Source organism: Silanimonas algicola, from assembly GCF_054777375.1.
On sequence record NZ_BAAHAS010000001.1, the window covers coordinates 856,449 to 876,418 of the forward strand.

12 protein-coding genes and 1 pseudogene are annotated in these 19,970 nt (G+C 71.4%); 7 read left to right on the forward strand and 6 right to left on the reverse strand.

Annotated elements, in window-relative coordinates:
• Positions 1 to 1,695: an ATP-dependent RNA helicase RhlB gene (gene rhlB / locus ACYVAK_RS04075; RefSeq protein ID WP_461058226.1), complete on the reverse strand. Its 1,695-nt coding sequence runs from the start codon at positions 1,693 to 1,695 to the stop codon at positions 1 to 3.
• A gap of 203 nt (positions 1,696 to 1,898) precedes the next feature.
• Here rhlB and trxA point away from each other — a divergent pair, with 203 nt between their 5' ends.
• Together trxA and rho are read left to right on the forward strand one after the other, a co-directional pair.
• Positions 1,899 to 2,225, forward strand: a complete 327-nt coding sequence (gene trxA, locus ACYVAK_RS04080) for a thioredoxin TrxA (protein WP_461058228.1) — start codon at positions 1,899 to 1,901, stop codon at positions 2,223 to 2,225.
• A gap of 176 nt (positions 2,226 to 2,401) precedes the next feature.
• A complete protein-coding gene (gene rho / locus ACYVAK_RS04085; protein ID WP_461058230.1) occupies positions 2,402 to 4,243 on the forward strand; it encodes a transcription termination factor Rho in 1,842 nt (613 codons plus the stop codon).
• A 213-nt stretch (positions 4,244 to 4,456) separates the two neighbouring features.
• Here rho and ACYVAK_RS04090 read toward each other — a convergent pair.
• Positions 4,457 to 7,684 (reverse strand): annotated as a pseudogene (locus ACYVAK_RS04090) (ankyrin repeat domain-containing protein); the annotation flags it as partial.
• The gene (locus ACYVAK_RS04095; protein ID WP_461058232.1) at positions 7,677 to 7,931 is read right to left on the reverse strand and encodes a YcgL domain-containing protein; all 255 of its coding nucleotides are present in this window, start codon (positions 7,929 to 7,931) and stop codon (positions 7,677 to 7,679) included. The gene ACYVAK_RS04095 and the pseudogene ACYVAK_RS04090, both read right to left, overlap by 8 nt.
• Positions 7,932 to 8,064: 133 nt before the next feature.
• Here ACYVAK_RS04095 and ACYVAK_RS04100 point away from each other — a divergent pair, with 133 nt between their 5' ends.
• Entirely contained in the window at positions 8,065 to 10,434 is a 2,370-nt protein-coding gene (locus ACYVAK_RS04100; protein WP_461058234.1) for a prolyl oligopeptidase family serine peptidase, read from the forward strand.
• Positions 10,431 to 11,495 carry a calcium/sodium antiporter gene (locus ACYVAK_RS04105; RefSeq protein ID WP_461058236.1) on the forward strand — a complete coding sequence of 355 codons (1,065 nt, stop codon included), beginning with the start codon at positions 10,431 to 10,433 and terminating at the stop codon, positions 11,493 to 11,495. The genes ACYVAK_RS04100 and ACYVAK_RS04105 overlap by 4 nt, the downstream gene beginning before the upstream one ends.
• Positions 11,496 to 11,550: 55 nt before the next feature.
• Here ACYVAK_RS04105 and ACYVAK_RS04110 read toward each other — a convergent pair whose 3' ends face one another.
• Positions 11,551 to 12,471 (reverse strand): chorismate transformation enzyme, FkbO/Hyg5 family, encoded by a 921-nt coding sequence (locus ACYVAK_RS04110; RefSeq protein WP_461058237.1) that lies wholly within the window; start codon positions 12,469 to 12,471, stop codon positions 11,551 to 11,553.
• Positions 12,472 to 12,592: 121 nt separating this feature from the next.
• Here ACYVAK_RS04110 and hemF point away from each other — a divergent pair, with 121 nt between their 5' ends.
• Positions 12,593 to 13,531, forward strand: coding sequence for an oxygen-dependent coproporphyrinogen oxidase (hemF, locus tag ACYVAK_RS04115; protein WP_461058239.1), 939 nt, complete (start codon positions 12,593 to 12,595; stop codon positions 13,529 to 13,531).
• Positions 13,532 to 13,552: 21 nt separating this feature from the next.
• Here hemF and ACYVAK_RS04120 read toward each other — a convergent pair whose 3' ends face one another.
• Complete coding sequence (locus ACYVAK_RS04120) at positions 13,553 to 14,866, reverse strand: FAD/NAD(P)-binding protein (RefSeq protein WP_461058241.1); 1,314 nt, start codon at positions 14,864 to 14,866, stop codon at positions 13,553 to 13,555.
• Between the two features lie 295 nt (positions 14,867 to 15,161).
• Positions 15,162 to 17,918 carry a DNA polymerase I gene (gene polA, locus ACYVAK_RS04125; RefSeq protein WP_461058243.1) on the reverse strand — a complete coding sequence of 919 codons (2,757 nt, stop codon included), beginning with the start codon at positions 17,916 to 17,918 and terminating at the stop codon, positions 15,162 to 15,164.
• Between the two features lie 86 nt (positions 17,919 to 18,004).
• On the opposite strand from polA, the gene ACYVAK_RS04130 reads away from it, so the two are divergent.
• Positions 18,005 to 18,586, forward strand: coding sequence for a TRAP transporter small permease subunit (locus ACYVAK_RS04130; RefSeq protein WP_461058244.1), 582 nt, complete (start codon positions 18,005 to 18,007; stop codon positions 18,584 to 18,586).
• Complete coding sequence (locus ACYVAK_RS04135) at positions 18,583 to 19,965, forward strand: TRAP transporter large permease (protein ID WP_461058245.1); 1,383 nt, start codon at positions 18,583 to 18,585, stop codon at positions 19,963 to 19,965. Before ACYVAK_RS04130 ends, ACYVAK_RS04135 begins: the two co-directional genes overlap by 4 nt.
• Positions 19,966 to 19,970 lie beyond the last annotated feature (5 nt).

Below are 19,970 nucleotides of genomic sequence, written 5' to 3' on the forward strand. Positions count from 1 at the left end.
TCAGCCGCCGAACCAGCCCTTCACGCGGGCCGCCATGCGGGCGAAGAAGCTCTCCTTCGACACGCCGACCGGGCCACTCGGCGCGGCGCCGGTCGCCGCGGGCGCACTGGCGCCCTCGCCACGCTCGCCGCGCGGCTTGCGACGGCGACGACGGCGGCGACGCTCGGCCTCGGCCGGGCTCTCGGCGGCGTTCGGGATCTCCGTGGCCTGCAGCGGAGCGGCCCCGCTTTCGGGCCGCGGCGCGCGCTCCGGGCGCGGGCCCCGCTCGCCATCCGGACGCGAGGGGCGTGGACCGCGCTCCCCCTCGGCGCGCGGCGGACGCGGGCCGCGGTCGCCACGGCCGTCATCGCGACCTTCGCGACGTGAACCGCCGCTGCGGCCACCGCCACCACCACCACGGCCACCGCGGCCGTGCTTGGCGTCCTTCTCGGCCATCTCGGCGCGGGCCTCGCGGAAGATGTCGCTGACGCGCTCGACCGGCTCGGCGCCTTCCGGCAGGGCTTCGCGCTCCGGGCGCGGCAGGGCGGTCAGCAGGTCGGTGGTGACGGCTTCGACCGGGATCTTCTGCTCGATGTAGGCCTCGACCGCCGGCAGGTGCTGCGCGTACAACTCGCAGGCGAAGGTGATCGCGTCGCCCTCGGCGCCGAGGCGCGCGGTGCGGCCGATGCGGTGCACGTAGTCCTCGGCCTCGAAGGGCAGGTCGAAGTTGTAGACGTGGCTGACGCCGTCGATGTGCAGGCCGCGGGCGGCCACGTCGGTGGCGACGAGGATCTCGAGCTCGCGGCGCTGGAACTTGGCCAGCAGGCTCTGGCGCTTCTTCTGCGGCACGTCGCCGCTGAGCACGCCGACGAGGTAGCCGCCGCGCTCCAGCGCGCGGCCGACGCGCTCGACCATCGCCTTGGTGTTCACGAACACCATCGTGCGGTTGCCCGGGCTGCGCGAAAGCAGGCCCAGCAGCAGCGGGATCTTCTCCTCGTTGGCCGGGAAGTAGATCTTCTGGCGCACGCGGGCCGCGGTGACCGTCTCGGCCTCGACGACCAGCTTCTCCGGCTCGTTCATGTGCTCGTAGGCCAGCTCGAGCACGCGGTGGCTCAGGGTGGCCGAGAACATCAGCGTCTGGCGCTCCTCGCGCGGCGGCAGGCGGCGCAGCAGGAAGCGAAGGTCCTTGATGAAGCCGAGGTCGAACATGCGGTCGGCCTCGTCGAGGATGCAGACCTCGCAGGCGTGCAGGCTGACGACATGCTGCTTCACGTAGTCGATGAGGCGGCCGGGCGTGGCGATGATCACGTCGGTGCCGGCCTGCAGCAGCTCGCGTTGCTTGTCATAGTCGACGCCGCCGTAGACCAGCGTGTAGCGCAGGCCGAGCTGGCTGCCGAACTTCAGCGCGTCCTTGTGGATCTGGATGGCCAGTTCGCGGGTCGGGGCGAGGATCAGCGCGCGCGGGTCGCTGTCCTTGCGGTTGGCCAGGGCCGGGCGGGTGAGCAGGCGGTTCACCATGCTCACGAGGAAGGCGAGCGTCTTGCCGGTGCCGGTCTGGGCCTGTCCGGCGACGTCGCGACCGGCGAGGGTGACCGGGAAGGTCATGGCCTGGATGGGGGTGCAGCGGGAAAACCCGGCGCTTTCGAGACCGGCCATCAGCGCCGGGTGAAGGTCGAAACTGGACAGGGTGACGTCGGTCAGCGGTTTGTCGCTCATGGGATCCTTGCGTGGAGCACGTGGCCTGCGGCGCGGCGCGCCTGCGGGGTGAACCGGTTCGGTTCGGTCTTGCGCCCGCTTCACGCGCGGTCGCACACTGCGGCCGCTTAGGGCCGGCACCTCGGGGTTGTCAACCGCTCCGAGGGCCCCCAAGTGTACCAGTCATGGCCGCGGCGCCCGCGGCAGCCCATCGAGGACCTCCCATGAGCGACAAGATCTCCCACGTCGGCGACGCCGATTTCCCCACCGCGGTGCTCGGCAGCGACGTGCCCGTGCTGGTCGATTTCTGGGCCGAGTGGTGCGGCCCCTGCAAGGCCATCGCGCCCCTGCTCGACGACGTGGCCAAGGCCTACGACGGCAAGGTCAAGGTGGTGAAGATCAACATCGATGACAACCCGCAGACCCCGCGCCAGTACGCGGTCCGCGGCATCCCGACCCTGATGATGTTCAAGGGCGGCAAGGTCGCCGGCACCCACGTCGGCCTGGCCGGCAAGCCGCAGCTCACCGCTTTCATCGACAAGAGCCTCTGAGGCTCCCTGCTGAACCGGAGGCCGCCCGAGACTTGCCGGGCGGCCTCGGCCGGGTGTAGTGTCCGGGCGACTTCTGCGGTCGCGGCGCACTCGAAGCGCATTCTGGCGACGCCACCCGCACACCCCTTCCAGCTCATCCCCTGAGCGTCTCCCACTCGCCATCGCGAGAACTCCCCGTGTCCGAAAACGAGATCGAAGGCGCCGACGCGCCTGCCGAAGCCGCGGAAAAAAAGCCGCGCCGCACCCGCAGCAAGACCGCTGCCGAAACCCCGGCCGAGAGCCCCGACGCCGCGTCCGACGCGGTCTCGGCGACGCCTGCCGCCACGCCCGAAGCCCAAGCCACCCTTCCGGCCACCGCCAGCGCCGCCAGCACCACCAGCGCCGCCGTCCGCGACGTCATCGCCGATGCGATGAACGAGGACGACGACGGCCCGGACGGCGATGACGGCGACGGTGACGACGGCCAGGACGGCGGCAATGACGGCCCCGGCGGCCAGAACGCCGGTGGCCAGACGGGCCCCAATGGCGAACCGCGCCTGTCGCGCCGCGAACGCTTCAAGCAGCGCATGAAGGAGCGCCGCGAGCGCCAGCGCGAGCAGCGCCGCAACGGCGGCGGCGGCGGCTTCCAGAACGACGTCGAGGGTGACGACGGCGGGCCGCCGCAGGGCCAACCCGGCCCGCAGGGCGGCGGCCAGGGCCAGGGCGGCAACGACTGGCAGCCCCGCCCGTCCTTCCAGTTCCCGGAAGGCTTCGTGGTGCCCTCGCTGACCGAAATGAAGCGGATGCCCGCGTTCAAGCTGCTCGACCTCGCCGAGCGCCTGAACCTGCACGAGGGCGTCGCCCGCATGCGCAAGCAGGACGTCATCTTCCAGTTGCTGAAGGTGCTCTCGCGCCACCCGAACGGCGTCGCCGCCGACGGCGTGCTCGAGATCCTGCCGGACGGCTACGGCTTCCTGCGCGGCGCGGAGGCGAGCTACCTCGCCGGCCCCGACGACGTCTACATCTCGCCCAGCCAGATCCGCCGCTTCAACCTGCGCACCGGCGACTACATCGCCGGCCGCATCCGCAACCCGAAGGATGGCGAGCGCTACGTCGCGCTGAACCAGCTGGACACCATCAACGGCGAGCCGCTGGAAGCCAGCAAGGGCAAGGTGCTGTTCGAGAACCTGACGCCGCTGTTCCCGCGCGAGCGCTTCAAGCTCGAGCGCGGCAACGGCAGCTCGGAGGACATCACCGGCCGCGTGCTCGACCTGATGGCGCCGATCGGCAAGGGCCAGCGCGCCCTGATCGTCTCGCCGCCGAAAGCCGGCAAGACGATGATGATGCAGCAGATCGCCACGGCCATCACGACCAACCACCCGGACGTGCACCTGATCGTGCTGCTGGTCGACGAGCGTCCGGAGGAAGTGACGGAAATGCAGCGCACCGTGCGCGGCGAAGTGGTGTCGTCGACCTTCGACGAGCCGGCCGCGCGCCACGTGCAGGTCGCCGAGATGGTGATCGAACGCGCCAAGCGCCTCGTCGAGCACAAGCGCGACGTCGTGATCCTGCTCGACTCGATCACCCGCCTCGCCCGCGCCTACAACACCGTGGTGCCGAGCTCCGGCAAGGTGCTCACCGGCGGCGTCGACGCCAACGCCCTGCACCGCCCGAAGCGCTTCTTCGGCGCCGCGCGCAAGGTCGAGGAAGGCGGCTCGCTGACGATCATTGCCACCGCGCTCGTGGAGACGGGCTCGAAGATGGACGAGGTGATCTACGAGGAGTTCAAGGGCACGGGCAACTGCGAAGTGCACCTCGACCGCCGCATCACCGAGAAGCGCGTCTACCCGGCCATCAACATCAACCGCTCCGGCACGCGCCGCGAGGAGCTGCTGATCGAGCCGGACATGCTGCAGAAGATCTGGATCCTCCGGAAGCTGCTGCACCCGATGGACGAACTCGCCGCGATGGAGTTCCTGCTCGACAAGATGAAGAACACCAAGTCGAACGACGAGTTCTTCAATTTCATGAAGCGCTGAGGCGGCGCGGCGGGAGCCGCGTCGAACCACCGGCTGGACAGCGAAGGCCCCGCAGTGCGGGGCCTTCGTCGCTTTCTAGGGATCGCGGGGCTTGAGCAGCCGAGCCAGCGACGGCAGAACGCCCGACGGCGTCGGATTGGCCGGGGGCGGCACGGTCGTCGCCTCGGCGTCATCACGCGGCGGCACGGCGACGGCCGTCGTCTGGCGCACCGACTGGAACAGCGCCGCGATGTCGACGAAGCCGCGGATCAGCGCGAGGTCGTGCGGGGTGCGACCGAGGCGATCGCGGGCGGCGGGATTGGCGCCTTCGCGCAGCAGGCGCTCCACGACGCGACCGAGCCCATGCAACGCGGCGAGGTGCAGCGCGGTGAGCCCGCGGTGCTCGACGTGGGCCAGCGACACCCCCTCGCTGAGCAGGCGGTCGAGCGCGGCCAGGAGAACGTCCTCGTCGACGCTGGCGCCGGCCTCGGCACGGGCGCCGAGCAGCAGCAACATCGGCGTCTGCTCGGACGCGCTCGCGGCTTCAGCGTCGGCATCGGCCAGCAGCAGGGCATCGAAGAGCGCCAGCACCCGGGCGCGCTCGCGCGAATTGAATGCGAAGAGCGATGCGCAGTGCAGCGGCGTCAGGCCCTGCGCATCGCGCGCGGCCACGCTGGCGCCGGCGCGCAGCAGGCGCGACACAAGGTCGGGCAGACCCAGTGCCGACGCCAGCATCAGCGGCGTCACGCCCCCCGGCATCGCCTGCTCGGGATCGGCCCCGGCGGCAAGCAACCGGTCGACGACGTTGGCGTGGCGCATGCTGATGGCCGCGGACAGCGGGGTGGCCCCCGTCCGCGCGGCGATCCCGGTGTCGGCGTGCAGCCCGAGCAGGTGGTCGACCAAGGCGGTGTGTCCGCCGCCCGCGGACCGAAGCAGGGCGGTGCAGCCCTGGGCATCGACGCCGTCGACGGCCAGGCCCAAGGCCACGAGGCGCACCACGGCGCCCAGGTCGCCAGCCATGGCGGCGGCCGGGAGGTCACCGGGCTGCAGCGCGCGACCAGGCAGCTTCCAGGGCCCCCAGTCCAGCCATTCCGCGAGATCGCGACGACCGCGCGCCAGCGCGGCGCCGTGGGGCGTCTGCCCGTCGGCGGCACGCGCGTCGGCGGGGGCACCGTGACGGACAAGGCGCTTGATCACGGCCTCGTGGCCGCGCGCCACGGCGAGGTGCAGGGGCGTCTGGCCACGGGCGTCGCGCTGCGCGGGGTCGATGCCACGCAGGAGCAGGGCGTCAAGAACCGGCAGGCAAGGCATCTGCGCGGCCAGTCCGAGGGCGGTGTCGCCATTCGGTGCCGGAGCGAACGGGTCCGCGCCGCGCTCGAGCAGCTGCAGTGCGATCGCGGAAGCGCGGGCGGTCTCGCGCGGATTCGCCGCCAGCCACCGGGCCAGCGCGCCGGCGCCCTGGGGGGTCTGGCCGACGGCCAGCACGGCGCGCAGGCCGAGCTCGGCGTCGAGGCCGCGATCGAGCAGCAGCAGTCCGACGCTGTCCATGCCCGAGACGCGATCATCGGCATGCGCGCCGTGCTCCAGCAGCCATTCGAATACATCGATGGCCGTGGCCTCGGCGAACTCGAGCAGGAGCATGGACAACACCACGCGTGCCGGCGCGTCCTCGGCCCGCAGCACCGCCCCCGCGGCCTCGAAGTCCCGGTCGCGAAGCGCGTCGACGAGGCGTTCGCGGGCCGGCTTCGTCGCCGGCACCGGCGCCGTCTCGCCGATGTCCGCCGGCAAGGGGTAATCCGGATCGAGGACGGCCACGAGCGCCCAGCGCCCGGCACCCACCGCATGGTCGACCGGCCGCCGGCCCGCCGCATCACGGCTGTCACGGTCGATGCCGAGCGCCAGCAAGGCACGCAGGCGTTCCGGTTCGACGCCGGCTTCGCAGGCGAGGGCCAGCGCGTTGCGTCCGCCGGCATCGCGCGCGGCCGGGTCCGGCTGGCGCGCGAGCACGAGCGGCAGCAGCTCCGGATTGGGCGAGCGCGCGGCCTCGAGCAGCGCCGTGCGCCCCTCCTCGTCGGCGAGGTCCACCGAGGCACCGGCATCGAGCAGCACGCGGACGATCGCACCATGCCCTGCCGCCAGCGCTTCGAGCAGCGCGGTGCGACCACGGGAATCGCGCGAATCGACCTTGGCCTTGTGCTTCAGCAACAGCTGCACGCCGGCCGGGTCGTCGTCATCGCCCGCCGCCGCGGCCAAGAGCCCGGGCTGCGCACCGGGGGATTCCGGCCGCGCACCGCGCTCGAGGAGGAAACGCGCGACGCGCCAGTTGCCCGAGGCCAGAGCGAGAGCCAGCGGCGGCTGCGCCTCGCCATTCAGGGCGTGCAGGTCCGCACCCGCGTCGAGCAGCTGCGCGGCGATCGCCGGATCGGTGCTGCGCGCGGCATGGTGCAGGGGCGTGTTGCCATCGCGGTCGGCACGGCGGGGATCGGCGCCGTTGGCCAGCAGCATGGTCACCGCGTCGATGCGTCCATGCCAGGAGTCACGCGTGGCCGCCAGCAGCGGCGTGAGGCCGGCATGCTCCTGGTTGAGGTCGGCACCACGGACGATCAACTCGCGCAGGAGGCGCAAGTCCGGCAGCAGGGCCGCGAGCATGGGAAGGCTGCGCTGGTCGGCTGCGCCGGGCTCAGGCAGGGCGTCGGGATCGGCGCCCGCCTCGAGCGCGGCGACGACGGCATCGATGCGACCGGCGCGGGCATGGGCGTAGAGGTCGCCGGCCGGCAGGAGGGCGGGCTCCTCGGCGGCGGCGACGTCGAGCGGCGTCGGCATGGCCGGCTCCGCCGGCGAGGGCGGGGCCGTTGGCGCCTGCCCGGCCCGCTGGATGGCGGCATGGACCGCCAGCAGGAGGACCGCATAGGGCACCGCCAGCCAGACGTTCGACATCCGCCCGGGCGGAGGCCAGACCATCAACCAAGCGCCGATCGCGGCGCTCAGCACGGCGAACGCGAGGAGCAGGCCGCGCCGGATCGACCAAGTGCCCGGCACGGCGCCGGCCAGCGCGGCCAAACCACCGCCCTGGCGCGCGGCCAGCGCGAACAGGGTCCACTGCCGCCAGAGCACGGTCCAGGCGAGGCCGACCACCCCGCCGAGGCCCAAGGCCGCGGCAAGACTGCCCGTCTCGAGCAGGCTGCTCCACGGCCAGGCGAAGCCAAGGCCCAGCAAGCCGAGCGTGGCGCCCCAGAGCACCGCGAGGGTGATCGCGTCGCGCCACCACAGCCGCGCGGGAGGGGCTTCCGGGGCGGGCGACAGCAGGGCCATCCCGAGGGCGAACGCCGGCTGCGCCAGCCAGGGTCCGACCACGGCGGCCGCCCCGACCGGCCACAGCGCGGGCAGCGCGGCCAGTCCGGCGCCAAGCAGCAGCAGGGGAAGGGCGAGGCTGCGCTGCAGCGTCGACCGAGGATCAGTCATCCACGCTCCGGTCGACGGGCGGCGGCGGGAACTGCACATGGAAGCCCTTCCCCGCGAGGTTCGCACGCACCACGGCAGCGTCCTCGCGGGCCAGCTTGCGATCGGGTGTCAGCGCGACATCGAGCACGAAGCGCAGATCGCCGAGCTGGGCGCGCAGCACCTCCGGCAGCAGGCCGAAAGCGTCGCGCTCGCGCAGGTAGACGAAGGTCTCGGCCTTGCGCAGGGATTTGTAGACATAGGCCTGCATCGGGGCATCCGGACCGAAGGTGGCGACTCCCGGGATTGTCGCCGCTGGCGTGCAATGGGGGAAGCGCACCGTCGCACGGCCAACGCGGCGCACCCTGCTAGGCTCGCGACCTCGTTTTCTGCTGGAGACCCTCGTGCCGAACGCCCTGCCCCCGCTGCGCAAGCTCGCGCTGTTCGCGTCGACGCTGGCCGTCGCCGTGCCGGCCCTCGCCGCACCGTCGGCCCCGCCGCTCACGCTCGACCTCGCGATGTCGCATCCGGACTGGATCGGCCCGCCCGTCGAGCAGTTGTGGTGGAGCGCCGATTCGCAGCACGTGGCCTACACCCTCAAGCGCCCTGGCTCGCCCGTGCGCGATGTCTTCCGCCAGCCCGCGGCCGGCGGCGAGCCGGTGAAGCTCGCGCCCGCCGACGCCGCCGAAGCCGACGCTCCGGCCCCGGTGTTCGACGCCCGTCGCACGCGCATGGCCACCCTGCGCAACGGCGACGTCTTCGTCGTGACACTGGCGACCGGCCAGCGCCAGCAGCTGACCCAGAGCGCCGCCCAGGAGACCGACCTGCGCTTCGCCGCCGATGGGAACGCGGTCTTCTACCGCGTCGGTGACGAGTGGCGCGCCTACGACTTCGCCGCGCAGCGCGAGCGCACCGTCGCCGTGCTGAGGGCCGAGAAGGACCCGCAGTCGGCGCCGAAGCCCGACGTGCTGCGCGATGCCGAACTGCGGCTGATCGAAACGCTGGCACGCCAGCGCGCCGACCGCGACGCGCTGGCCGCCGAGGCGAAGGCGCAGCGCGACGGCGACCGCACACGCGCGCCGGGCCCGGTGTTCCTCGGCGACGACGTCACGATCGCCGCCAGCAGCCTCTCGACCGACGGCCGCCACGTGCTGGTGGCACTGGAACCGAAAGGCGCCGATGCCGGCCGCGGCGGCAAGATGCCGCGCTACGTCAACGAGGACGGCTTCGAGGACGCCGAGGACGTGCGCACCCGCGTGGGCCGCAACGCCCCGATCGCGCAGGCGTTCAAGCTCGTCGACCTCGCCGACGGCACGGTGACCGACCTCGACCTCAAGGCCCTGCCCGGCATCGACGTCGATCCGCTCGCCGCGCTGAAGAAGGAACACGATCAGCCCGCGCTCGAGGGCCTGCGCGCCGTCCGCCTGATGGACGTGCGTTTCGCGCCGGACGGCACGCCACTGGCCATGCTGCGCAGCGTCGACAACAAGGACCGCTGGATCGTCCGCGTCGATCGCGCGAGCGGCGCTCTGTCGACGGTGCATCGCCTCACCGACCCCGCGTGGATCAACTGGAACTTCAACGACTTCGGCGTGCTGCCCGATGGACGCGCGTGGTGGTTGTCGGAGGAATCCGGCTACTCGCACCTCTACGTTCAGGACGGCCGCCGCGCCAAGGCCCTCACCAACGGCCGCTGGGAAGCCTCGTCGCCCGTCCTCACGGCCGACGCCGCGAACTTCGTCTTCGTCTGCAACCGCGAGTGGCCGGGTGACTACGAGCTGTGCCGCGTGCCGGTGGCGGGCGGCGACGTGCGCGAACTCACCGCGCTCGACGGCGTGGAGGACTTCGCCCTGTCGCCCGACGGCTCGAAGATCGCGCTGCGCTGGTCGGCGTCGTTCACGCCGCCGCAGGCCGCAGTCGTCGGCATCGAGGGCGGTGCGGTGACGAAACTCACCGACACGCGCACGGCGGCCTTCAAGGCCATGCCGTGGCGCGCGCCGCGCTTCGTGCAGGTACCGAGCAGCGATGGCGCCGGCACCATCTGGGGCAAGCTCTACACGCCCGCCACGATGGAGCCCGGCAAGCAGTATCCGGTGGTGATGTTCGTGCACGGCGCGGGCTACCTGCAGAACGTGTTCGCGCGCTATCCCGTGTACTTCCGCGAGCAGATGTTCCACCAGCTGCTCACCGACCGCGGCTACCTCGTCCTCGACCTCGACTTCCGCGCCTCCGAGGGCTACGGCCGCGACTGGCGCACGGCGATCTACCGCCAGATGGGCACACCGGAGCTGCAGGACTACAAGGACGGTATCGACTACCTCGTCGCCAACCACCAGGCCGACCGCGCGCGCGTCGGCATCTACGGCGGCAGCTACGGCGGCTTCATGAGCCTGATGGCGATGTTCAAGGCGCCCGGCGTGTTCCAGGCCGGCGCCGCGCTGCGCCCGGTCACCGACTGGCGCCACTACAACCACGAGTACACCAGCAACATCCTCGACACGCCGGAGCTCGGGCCGCAGGTCTACATCGACAGCTCGCCGATCGAGCACGCCGAGCACCTGCAGGGCCGCCTGCTGATCGCCCACGGCATGATCGACGACAACGTGTTCTTCCAGGATTCGGTGCGCCTCGCGCAGCGCCTGATCGAACTGAAGAAGCCGGGCTGGGAGCTCGCGGGCTACCCGCTCGAACGCCACGGCTACGTGCAGCCTGAAGCCTGGTACGACCAGTACCGCCGCATCCTTGAACTGATGGACGAGACCCTGAAGCCATGATCACCGCCCTCACCCTCATCGCCGGCCTGGCCCTGCTGATCGTCGGCGCCGAAATGCTCGTCAAGGGCGCCTCGCGCGTCGCCGCCGGCTTCGGCATTTCGCCGCTGGTGATCGGCCTCACCGTCGTCGCCTTCGGCACCAGCTCGCCGGAGATGGCGATCTCGGTCTCGTCCGCCTGGAAGGGCGAGGCCGACATCGCGGTCGGCAACGTGGTGGGCAGCAACATCTTCAACGTGCTGCTCATCCTCGGTCTGTCGGCCGTGATCACGCCACTGCTGGTGAGCAAACAGCTGGTCAAGCTCGACGTGCCGCTGATGATCGGCGTCTCGGTGCTGGCCTTCCTGCTGTCGATGGACGGCCGCATCGCCTTCTGGGAGGGCGCCATCCTGTTCGCCGGCGTGATCGGCTACTGCGTCCTGGCCATCCGCGTCGGCAAGGCCAGCGGCGAGACGGGAGAAGCCATCGAGGCCAACGGTCACTGGGCCAAGGACATCGGGCTCATCCTCGTCGGGCTGGTACTGCTGGTGCTGGGATCGCAGTGGCTGGTCAGCGCGGCGATCACCATCGCCACGGCCATGGGCGTCAGCGAACTGGTGATCGGCCTGACCATCGTCGCCGCCGGCACGTCGATGCCGGAAGTCGCCACCTCGGTGACCGCCGCCATCCGTGGCCAGCGCGACATCGCCGTCGGCAACGTCGTCGGCAGCAATATCTTCAACATCCTCGCGGTGTTGGGCCTCACCGCCCTGGTGGCGCCCGACGGCCTGCCGGTCTCGGACGCGGCGATCCGCTTCGACTTCCCGGTGATGATGGCGGTGGCCGTGGCCTGCCTGCCGATCTTCTTCGTCGGCTACACCATCCAGCGCTGGGAGGGTGCGCTGTTCCTCGGCTACTACGTGGCCTACACCGTCTACCTGGTGTTCGACGCGACCGGCCACGACGCCCTGCCCGTCTTCAGCACCGCGATGATGTTCTTCGTCGTCCCGTTGACGGTGGTGACCCTGCTGGTCGTGCTGGCGCGGGAGATCCGACGCCGGCGCGGGCTGGACCCGGTCGGCTGATCGGCCCTGGCATCGGCGCGGCAAGGACGGGCGGCTTCGGCCGCCCGTCGTCGTTTCAGCCCGCCGCGAACACGCCTTCGATCTCCACGTCGAGCTCGCGGCGACAGACGTCGCCGTGCAGGAAAGCGACGCGGGCCAATGGCACACCGGCGGCCTCGAGGCGCGCCTGCACCGCCGAGATCGCGTCGGCCTCGCGCAGATAGACACGCAACGCTTGCAGGCCGCCCATCGGGAAGCGCTCGCCGCTGCGCCGCGCGCCCTCGTCGAGCAGCACATGCAGGTTGGCGAGGCTCTCGTCGAGCTGGGCCACGACGTCGCCGACATGCAGGGACACGTGGCCGATGATGCTGGCCGTGCCCGAGGCGAGAAGGATGGCGCCCTCGTCGTCGCACAGCACCGCGCCACGGGAGAAGCCGGGCGGCACCGGGCCGTACTCGCGCGGGTACTGCCAGGCGGGCGTCTGCCGGGGATTCTCCAGCGCAATCGCGGGCCGGTCGCTGCACAGGGCGACGACGCTGAGCGGCATGCCTGGATCGGGCGCGCCGATGGCCGTGGCCGCCGGAGGCGGGTCGCGGAACATCGCATCGACCGCGGCGTTGCGACCGACGCAGAAGCGGCGGTAGCGCTCCTCGTCACCCTCGCCGGCGTTGATCGCGCCGAGGAAGTTCCAGATGCGGATCAAGTAGGGGTGGGCGCTCGGGCGGGCCGCGGCGATGAGGGCGCGATAGGCGGCCTCGGAGGCCGCGGCGACGTCACCGCCATCGATCCCGCGATGCAGGCCGATCATCGCCCAGCCCCCTGCACGTCGGCGCAACACGCCCGCCTCCGACGATTCGTCCTCCAGCGGCTGGCCGGGCACCCAGGCCTCCCGGCGGGCGCCACCCAGCCACGCGCAGCCGTTGCGCCACGGCAGCACGGCATCGACGAAGTCGAAGTCCAGCAATGGGGCGGCGGCGGGGCGGTCGGAGACGCGCAAGGCGGAGCGGGGCGGTGCGGAAGGCCGCGAAGTATAGCGGCGCCGCCCGCCTTGACCCGACGCAAGGAGGGCGGGGCCCGGGCCGCTAGACTGCGCGCCATCGATGCCTCCGAGGACCCGCATGAGCGCCCCCAGCCCGAACTTCACCGCCGTCCGCGATTACCTGATGGGCCTGCAGGACCGCATCTGCGCGGGGCTCGAGGCGGAGGACGGCCCGGGCCGCTTCGCCGAGGACACCTGGACGCGCGCGGAAGGCGGCGGCGGTCGCTCGCGGGTGATGAAGGAAGGCGCGGTGTTCGAGCAGGCCGGCGTCGGCTTCTCCGACGTCAGCGGCACCACCCTGCCCGCCTCGGCCACCGCGCACCGCCCCGAGCTCGCCGGCGCCCCGTGGCGCGCGGTCGGCGTCTCGCTGGTGATCCACCCGCGCAATCCGTACGTGCCGACCTCGCACGCCAATGTGCGCTACTTCGAGGCCCGCCCCGAAGGTCGCGACCCGATCTGGTGGTTCGGCGGCGGCTTCGACCTGACGCCGTTCTACCCGTTCGACGAGGACGTGCGGCACTGGCACGGCGTCGCGCGGGAAGCGTGCGCACCCTTTGGCCCGACGCGCTACGCCGAGCACAAGGCCTGGTGCGACCGGTACTTCTTCCTAAAGCACCGGAACGAATGCCGCGGCGTCGGCGGCCTGTTCTTCGACGACCTGCACGCCGACGGCTTCGAGCGCAGCTTCGCCTACCAGCGCGCGGTCGGCGATGGCTACCTCGAGGCCTACGTGCCGATCGTCGCGAGGCGCAAGGCCACGCCCTACGGCGAGCGCGAGCGCGAGTTCCAGCTCTACCGCCGCGGCCGCTACGTCGAGTTCAACCTCGTCTGGGACCGCGGCACGCTGTTCGGCCTGCAGAGCGGCGGCCGCACCGAGAGCATCCTCATGAGCCTGCCGCCGCGCGTGCGTTTCGAGTACGGGTACGTGCCCGAGTCGGGCAGCGACGAGGCGCGGTTGGCGGACTACCTCGTTCCAAGGGAATGGCTCGGCGATGGCATGCCGCGCTGCGGCCCCTGAGCATCCCGGACCTGGGCCGCGCTAGGCGACCCAGCGCCGCACCACCTCGACCGCCTGCTGGCGCAGCTCCGGCACGGCGCTGGTCTCGAAGCGCTCGCCGAAGCGGGCGGCCCCGACCACCGCGAGGCTCGGCTCGGCAGGCGAGCGCACGCCGGTGCCGAGCGGATGCGCCTCGAGCACGCCGTCGCGCACGAGTCCGGCCAGCAGCGAATCGCCGGACAGCGCGGCGCGGAAACCGGGGCCGCGGCAGTCCAGGGCGAGCGCGACATCGAGGACGGTATCGCCCCACCGATCGCGCTTGACGATGCGCCCCGCGGCGTCGACGCCGATTCGGCCGGACTCCAGCGACAGCGCGGCATCGGCCTCGAGCGTCGCGCACACGTCCGGCGCCATGCGATGGCGATGGCGGTTCCAGACGCCGAACGCGTGCCGGAGCACGCGCCGTTGCTGATCGAGCCCCAAGGCGGCCCAGCGGGCGTTCGTCTCGACGCGCAGCGCATCGATCACGGCACGCCACGGGTGTCGTGACGCGAACTGCCGCAGCACGCGCAGCACCTCGCGGGCCGAGACTGCCTCATCGAGGGCGTCATCAAGGGCTTCTCGCACGTCGGGTGCCAGCGGCGCGGTGGGCGCGTGGGCCTGCGACCAGCGCCCGCCCGTCGACACGACGCGGATCGTCCCGCGGAAACCGCGCTCGCGCAGGCCCAACACCATGTCGACGGCGGTGAGGCCGCTGCCCACCACGAGCACCGTGTCGGCGTCACGAAGCGGCACCCCGTCGACCGGCAAGGCGCGCCACCAGGCCCACGGGTCGGACACCCAATGCCGGGGGGCGTTCGGCATCGGCAGGCCCGCGGGCATGCCAAGGCACAGCGCCACGCGCCTGGCGAGCCGCGGAGGGGGCACCCCCTCCCGCCCATTGCCGGCCAAGGTGATCCGCCAGTCGTCGCCCTCGCGGCGAAGGCCAAGCACCGCGCCGAAGTCCGCATCCACGTCGACCGCGGCCCGCAGGACCTCGAGGTACTCGCCGAACCAACGCCGGGGCACGAATTGCCCCGGCTCGACGGCGCGCGCCGGGTGCTCCCGGCGCAGCCAGTCGAAGAAATCGACCGGCGCCTCCGCATCGAGGCCCATGCGTTCGACCGGCACGTTGAGGCGATGCCGCAGGCTGTTCCCGCCATAGGCCGGCAGGAAGGCGCGCGCGGCCTCTTCGGGACCACGGCACCAGAGCACGCGCCACTGCGGCGAGAGCGCACCGGCCGCCAGCACCGTGGCTACGCCGGCCGGCCCGCCACCAATCACGGCGAGATCGTAGGGAGCGTCGTTCGCGGTCATGCGGCCTTATGCCACAAGGCGCCCTTGCCGGAAAATAAAAACCCCGCGAGCCAGGGGAGACTCGCGGGGCCGGTGAAGCGGCGAGAGGGGAGGCCCGCCGCTTCGGTGTGGGTCGATCAGGGGAGGGATCGAGTCCACGGCAACGGACATTGCATCCGTTGCGTGACATCTGACCACCCGGGCGCTGAGAAGTTCGTGAACCCAGACGCTGTTTTCCCTTGGATTCAGGGGAAATTCACCGCGCTGTCGTCGAACCGTGACGGAATCGCTAGTACGCCGTGACGGAACCGTAAAGTCAGTGCGCTTCGTCCCAGCTCGCGCCGATGCCGGCTTCCACCAGCAGCGGGACGCGCAGCGTCGCCGCCGCCTCCATCCGCCGCAGGATCTCAGCCTTGGCCTCGTCGACGAACCCCGCGTCCACTTCGAACACCAGTTCGTCGTGCACCTGCATCAGCATCGCGATGCGATCCGAGCGCGGTACGGTCCACGCGTCCACGGCGACCATCGCGCGCTTGATGATGTCGGCGGCCGTGCCCTGCATCGGCGCGTTGATGGCGGCGCGCTCGGCGCCCGCGCGCTGCGCCTGGTTGCGCGAGCGGATCTCGGCGAGGTGCAGGCGGCGGCCGAACACGGTCTCGACGTAGCCCTTCTCCTTGGCCTGTTCGCGCGTGCGGTCCATGTAGGCGCGCACGCCGGGATAACGGCTGAAGTACAGGCCGATGTAGTCCTGCGCCTGCCCGCGATCAATCCCGAGCTGGCGCGCGAGGCCGAAGGCGCTCATGCCGTAGATCAGGCCGAAGTTGATCGCTTTCGCCGCGCGACGCTGGTCGCCGCTGACCTCGGCCAGCGGCACGCCGAACACCTCCGCCGCGGTGGCCTTGTGCACGTCGAGGCCTTCGGCGAAGGCGCGCAGCAGGCCGGCGTCCTCGCTGAGGTGGGCCATGATGCGCAGCTCGATCTGCGAGTAGTCGCAGGCGAGGATCACGCGGCCTTCCGGAGCGACGAACGCGCGGCGGATCTGCCGGCCTTCCGGCGTGCGGATGGGGATGTTCTGCAGGTTCGGGTCGTTGGAGCTGAGACGGCCCGTCGCCGCGCCGGCCTGGTTGTAGCGCGTGTGCACGCGGCCGGTGAGCGGGTTCACCGACTCCGGCAGCTTGTCGGTGTACGTGCTCTTGAGCTTGGCCAAGCCTCGGTGCTCGAGGATCAAGCGCGGCAGCGCGTGTTGGTCGGCGATCGCCTCCAGCGCTTCCTCGTTGGTGCTCGGCTGGCCGGTGGGCGTCTTCACCAGCGCCGGCAGGCCCAGTTCGTCGAACAGCAGGGCCTGCAGCTGCTTCGGCGAATCGAGGTTGAACGGTCGGCCGGCGATGCCGTGCGCTTCCTGCTCGATGGCGTGCAATCGCTTGGCGTGCTCGCCGCTCTGGCGCTTCAGTTCGGCGACGTCGATGCGAACGCCGGTGCGCTCCATGCGCGCGAGCACCGGGACCAGCGGCATCTCGATGTCGCGGTAGACCGCGGCCAGCGCCGGTTCGTTGGCGAGGCGCGATGACAGGGCGGCGTGCAGGCGCAGGGTGACGTCGGCGTCCTCGGCGGCGTAGGCCGTGGCGCGTTCGAGGTCGACCTGGTCGAAGGTGATCTGCTTGGCGCCTTTGCCGCACACGGCTTCGTATTTGATGGTCGTGTAGGCGAGGTGGCGCTCGGCCAGGGCGTCCATGTCGTGGCGGTTGAGGCCGGCGTCGAGCACGAAGCTCATCAGCAGCGTGTCCTCGGCATAGCCCTGCAGGTCGATGCCGTGGCGGGCCAGCACTTCGATGTCGAACTTGCCGTTCTGACCCAGCTTGGGTCGGGCGGCGTCCTCGAGGATCGGCTTCAGCGCCTCGCAAACGGTCGACCACGGCAGCTGCGCCGGCGCACCGGCATACGCGTGCGCAATGGGGATGTAGCAGGCGGTGCCGATGGTGACGGAAAGGCTGACGCCCACGAGGCGGCATTGCTGCGGATCGAGGCCATCGGTCTCGGTGTCGAAGGCGATGAGCGGCGCGGCGCGCAGCGCCTCGACCCAGCGCGCGAGCGACGCCTCGTCGAGCACGCACTCGACCTCGCCCTTCATCGACCACGCGGGATCGACAGGCGCTGCGTCGCCGCTGCCACCGAAGCCGCGGGCGGCACCACGAGCGGCGGCGCCACCACCCGATGCCGGCGCACCCGCGCCGCCGTCCAGCTCGCGCGCGGCGGCGTTGAAGCCGTACTGCAGGTAGAGCGCCCGCAGCGTGTCGACATGGCGGTCGCGCAGGTGCAGCTCGGCCGGACCGCGGTCCAGCGCGACGTCGGTCTTGATGGTGACGAGCTGACGGTTCAGCGGCAGGCGCGACAACGCGGTACGCAGGTTCTCGCCGATCTTCCCGGTCACCTTGTCGGCGTTGGCGATGACGGCGTCGAGCGTGCCGTACTCGCCCAGCCACTTCGCCGCCGTCTTCGGGCCGCACTTTTCCACGCCGGGCACGTTGTCGACGCTGTCGCCCATCAGCGAGAGGTAGTCGATGATCTGGTCGGCGCGCACGCCGAACTTCTCGATCACGTCGGCGTCGGTGGCGAGCTTCGAGCCGCTCATCGTGTTGGCCAGCGTGATGCCGGGGCGCACCAGCTGGGCGAAATCCTTGTCCGAGGTCGAGACGGTGACTTCGAGCCCCTGCGCCGCGCCCTGCACCGCCAGCGTGCCGATCACGTCGTCGGCCTCGACGCCGGGCACGCGAAGGATCGGGAAGCCGAGCGCCTCGACGATAGCGATCATCGGTTCGACCTGGGCGCGCAGGTCGTCGGGCATCGGCGGCCGGTGCGCCTTGTACTGCGGGTCGAGGTCTTCGCGGAAGGTCGGGCCCGAAGCGTCGAGCACGAACGCCGCGTACTCCGGCCCTTCCTTCAAGGTGGCCCGCAGCATGTTCACCACGCCGAACAGGGCGCCGGTCGGCGTGCCATCCGGGCCGGTCAGCGGCGGCAGCGCGTGGAAGGCGCGGTACAGGTAGGACGAGCCGTCGATCAGCACAAGGCGCGGCATGGGGAGGGTCCGGTTCGGCGAGGGCTGGATTGTATCGGCCTCGCCGCCGGTGCCATCCTCGCGCGTCGCGAACTTCGGGAGGACGCATGGCCGGATTGCACAGCGCATCGACACCGCCGCCGGGCGACGTCCGCGGGCCGTGGCCCGTGCGCGCATGCGACACCGTAAGCGAGGCCTGCGGCCATTTGGCCGCGCTCGCCGCGACGGCCCTGGTCGTGCTGACGGCAGGCCTCGTGCTGGCCTTCAGCCTGGGGGTCGGCTCGGTGAAGGTGCAGGACCTGGTGCTGTGGCTCAACGCCGGCATGGTGATGCTCGGCTTGGGCTACGCGTTGAAGCACCGCTCGCACGTCCGCATCGACGTCTTCGCCTCGCGCTGGTCGCCGCGCACGGTCGCGCGGGTCGAGATCCTCGGCATCGTCGGGCTGCTGCTGCCGTTCTGCACGGCACTCGTCTGGTTCAGCCTCGACTACGTGGCGATGAGCTGGAGGATCGGCGAGCGCTCCGGCAGCACCGGCGGGTTGGCGGGCCTGTACCTCGCCAAGACCCTGCTCCCGGTCGGCGCCGGCCTTCTGGCGTTGCAAGGCGTGGCGGAGGCGCTGCGCGTGCTGCCCACCGCGTTCGGCACGTCGCCGGAGGCTGCGGCAATGCGCACGGAGCCAACGGCATGAGCCTGCACGACCAGCACATCCTGATGCTCGCCCTCCTGCTGCTTGGCCTGTGCGCCGGGCTGGCGAGCGGCTTCCCCGTGGCCTTCGTGATCGGCGGCGTGGCCTTGCTGGTCGCCGGGCTTGGCATCGTGCTCGGAAACTTCGATCCAAGCTTCCTGCAGGCGCTGCCCAACCGGCTGTTCGACACGATGACCAGCCAGACGCTGCTCGCCGTGCCGCTCTTCGTCTTCATGGGCGTGATGCTCGAGCGCAGCCAGCTCGCCGAAGCGCTGCTGACGCGCGTCGCGGCGCTGTTCGGGCAGCGTCGCGGCGGCCTCGTCGTCGCGGTGATCCTCGTCGGCGCGATCCTCGCGGCCAGCACCGGTATCGTCGGCGCCACCGTCGTGACGATGGGCCTGATCTCGCTGCCCGTGATGCTGCGCGCGGGCTACGACCCGAAGCTCGCCACCGGCGCCATCGCCGCGTCGGGCACGCTGGGGCAGATCATCCCGCCCTCGATCGTGCTGGTGCTGCTCGGCGACCAGCTCGGCAACGCCTACCAGCGCGCCCAGCTCGCCGCCGGCAACTTCGCGCCCGAGACGGTCTCGGTCGGCGACCTGTTCGCGGGCGCCCTGCTGCCGGGCCTCGGCCTCGTGGCGCTTTACCTGGCCTACGCGCTGTACGTGGCGTGGCGCCATCCCGATCGCGCGCCCGCCTTGCCCGACGCGGTGCGGCCTTCATGGTTCGAACTCGCCCGCGACGTGCTCCCGGCCCTTGGCCTGATCGTGCTGGTGCTGGGCTCGATCCTCGGCGGCGTCGCCACCCCGACGGAGGCCGCGGCGGTGGGCGCGGTCGGCGCCAGCATGTTCGCCGGCATGCGGGGCCGGCTGTCGTTCGCGCGCCTGCACGAGGTCGCACGCGAGACCGTGAAGGTCAGTGCGATGGTGTTCGCCATCCTGTTCGGGGCGGCGCTGTTCTCGCTGGTGTTCCGCGGCTACGGCGGTGACGACCTCGTGCACGAACTGCTCACCGGCCTGCCCGGCGGTGCGAACGGCGCCGTGCTGCTGGTGATGCTGCTGATGTTCCTGCTCGGCTTCGTGCTCGATTTCATCGAGATCGTCTTCATCGTCGTGCCGATCGTCGCGCCGGTGCTGTTCGCGCTGGGCGTCGACCCGATCTGGCTCGGCGTGATGATGGCCGTGAACCTGCAGACCAGCTTCCTGACGCCGCCCTTCGGCTTCGCGCTGTTCTACCTGCGCGGCGTCGCGCCGCCGAGCATCGAGACCATGGCGATCTACCGCGGCGTGCTGCCCTTCATCGGCCTGCAGCTGGGGTTGCTGCTCGTCCTGTGGTTCGTGCCGGAGTTGGCGACGTGGCTGCCGGGCGTGCTCTACGATTGATCGGC